Source organism: Slackia sp. (assembly GCF_977041755.1).
The window spans coordinates 1-2,586 of the sequence record NZ_CDRRGL010000192.1 but is presented as its reverse complement, the minus strand read 5'-3'; the positions used below and the strand labels follow the sequence as shown (position 1 = coordinate 2,586).

Below are 2,586 nucleotides of genomic sequence, written 5' to 3'. Positions count from 1 at the left end.
GCATCACGCTGACCGATTGGTTGCCGAGCACCGATTGTGCGACGTGCCATTCCAACGAGGTCTCGTCTGAGGCCGATACGGCATGCACGGCATCGAAGCACGCATCGCTTTCATGCGCCGACTGCCATTCCGATACCGAAAAGCTTGCCAAGCTCCATAACGGTACGAGCTCGGACGATCGTCAGCCGACTCGCCTGAAGCAGACCGAGGTGACGAGCGAGGTGTGCCTTGGTTGCCACGATCAAAGCGAGCTTGCCCAGAAGACGGCATCGGTCACGGCTCTCACCGATTCGAACGGCAAGACGGTCAACCCGCATGATTTGCCGGCAACCGAAACCCATCAGGCCATCACCTGCACGAATTGCCACACCATGCATTCCGAGCAGACCGACCTTGACGGCGACGCGAAATCGTACTGCACGAGCTGCCACCACGCCGATGTGTTCGAGTGCTATACGTGCCACCAGCATAGCTAGTTAGAAATTCGCCCCGGCGAAAGGGGATTTCACGGGGCGATTGCAAGTGCGCTTCATGCGCGAAAGCCTTAGAAAGGGGAACGAAATGGAAGGGAATGAAATGGGACTTTCTCGTCGTAATTTCCTGAAGGGCGCTGGTCTTGCCGCTATCGGCGCAGCCGCCGCAACCAGCCTGGGAGGCTGCGCGTCTTCCGAGTCTTCGGCAGACTGGATGCCTTCGAAGTGGGATTTTGAAACAGACGTGCTCGTTATTGGCTACGGCGGCGCTGGCCTGTGGGCTGCGGTTACCGCTAAAGACGAGGGCAATAGCGACGTGCTCGTGCTCGAAAAGGCGCCGTCGCGCGGCGGCGGAAACAGCTCCATCAACATGGGCGAATATACCTGGATTGATGACGTGGACGGAGCCGTGAAATACATTACCGGCTTCACCAAGGGACATACGCCCGAGGAAATTGCGCGCGCATGGGCCGAAGAGTGCTACAACAACATGGACTATTGCGATCGTTGGGGCGTGAAGACTGAAAAGAAGAAGGGCACCAACGCTTCCGGCGGAACGTCAAGCTGCGAGTATCCGTGGATCGATGGCGCAGAGGCCATGCATGTGTGCTCGTTCGGCGATGCGACGAAGGGCGGCAACGAAGGCTGGCACACGCTTGACCAGGCTCGCGCCGACTTGGGCATTGAGGTTAAGTTCAGCTGCCATGACGAAACCTTGATTCAGAACCCCGAAACCAAGGAAATCGTTGGTGCGTACACCTACATCGGCGACGACGGCACGCAGTATGCCATCAAGGCTCGCAAGGGCGTTATCATGACTACTGGCGGCTTCGAGTTCAACGATGAGCTGAAGAACACCTATTGCAAGTGCTACCCGATGAACGGTTTCTACGGCTGGCCCTTCAACACGGGCGACGGCATCAAGATGGTGCAGGATGTTGGCGCGCAACTGTGGCACATGAATAATGTCATTGGCTCGTACAACGCATGGTTCAAAGATTTCGAGTGGAAGTACGCGTTCACCCTTACCCCCCAAGCGAATAACTACGTGATGCTCGATCGTCTGGGCAACCGTTGGATTGCCGAATCGACGTTCCTGAGCCCGCATGTGGGCTGGCATGAGTTCGAGAAGTTCAACGACGAGAAGCTGTGCGACTTCGAGCGCATTCCGACCTGGGTCATTCTTGATCAGAACGTTATCGACGCCGGACCGCTTGGCGCTACTGCGGGTGGCGCTCTGAACACGCCTGGCGGATCGACCACCATCGGCATGACGTTGAGCGACATTCCCGCGGAGTGCGGCCAATATCCCGGCTGGAGCGAGGACAATTCGGCAGAAATCCAGAAGGGCTGGATTCTGAAAGCCGACACGATCGACGAGCTTATCAAGAAGATGGCCGAGGTCGACGTTGCTCCCGATGCAGAGGCTGTGAAGGCCACCATCGAGAAGTACAACGGCTACTGCACTGCCGGCAGCGACCCCGAATTCCAGCGTACGGAAGCCACGCTTGCGCCGGTCGCGACCCCGCCGTATTACGCGTACCCCCTGTATCCCGGCGGCTGCTCGACACTCGGCGGTCCGAAGAAGGATGTCAACGCACAGGTGCTCGATCTTGACGACAAGCCTATTGGCCGTTTGTATGCGGCGGGCTGCTTCGGCAACATGGCGAGCCACACCTATGGCATTTCCGGCGGCAATAACGCCGAGAACATGGTTTGGGGCCGCATTGCCGCCCGTTCGGCATCGGCGAACAAGCCTTGGGACGAAAAATAATCTAAGCAGCGGAGTCTCCCTTCCCTCCCTCTAAACTCCGCATGGCTTTCCCTTCTGTTGGTGGGTATCGCGTATGTGGTGCCCACCATTCGTTTGCGGCGGGGTTGTTTGTTAGGGATTGCTCCGGCGGTTCCCTAATCGCCGATCCCGCTTGCTTTTCTATGGGCTGCAAGTGCTTTGATTCGTGAGTTTCGCGTTGGTTTCTATTTCGCGTATCGCAGCGAAAAACGAAAACGCGAAGTAGATGGCGGCGTCTACTTCGCAAAATCGCAAAAAATTGAGAAACGCGAAATAGATAGGGGGGTTGTAGTTCGCGTTTTTGCCGATGGCAATCGGCCC

The 2,586-nt window shown here is 57.3% G+C and carries 2 protein-coding genes; both read left to right on the top strand.

Translation table 11 applies throughout. The annotated features are described in order from the left end of the window. Positions 1-476: cytochrome c3 family protein (locus tag ACWI8T_RS09380; protein ID WP_449138752.1), on the top strand; the 476-nt coding region annotated here is incomplete at its 5' end. Between the two features lie 85 nt (positions 477-561). Continuing rightward, positions 562-2,247 (top strand): FAD-dependent oxidoreductase, encoded by a 1,686-nt coding sequence (locus ACWI8T_RS09375; RefSeq protein WP_449138751.1) that lies wholly within the window; start codon positions 562-564, stop codon positions 2,245-2,247. Positions 2,248-2,586: the final 339 nt, after the last annotated feature.

Coding starts and splice junctions, on each gene's coding strand:
- ACWI8T_RS09375 (WP_449138751.1), top strand. CDS start 562: ATGGAAGGGAATGAAATGGGACTTTCTCGTCGTAATTTCCTGAAGGGC.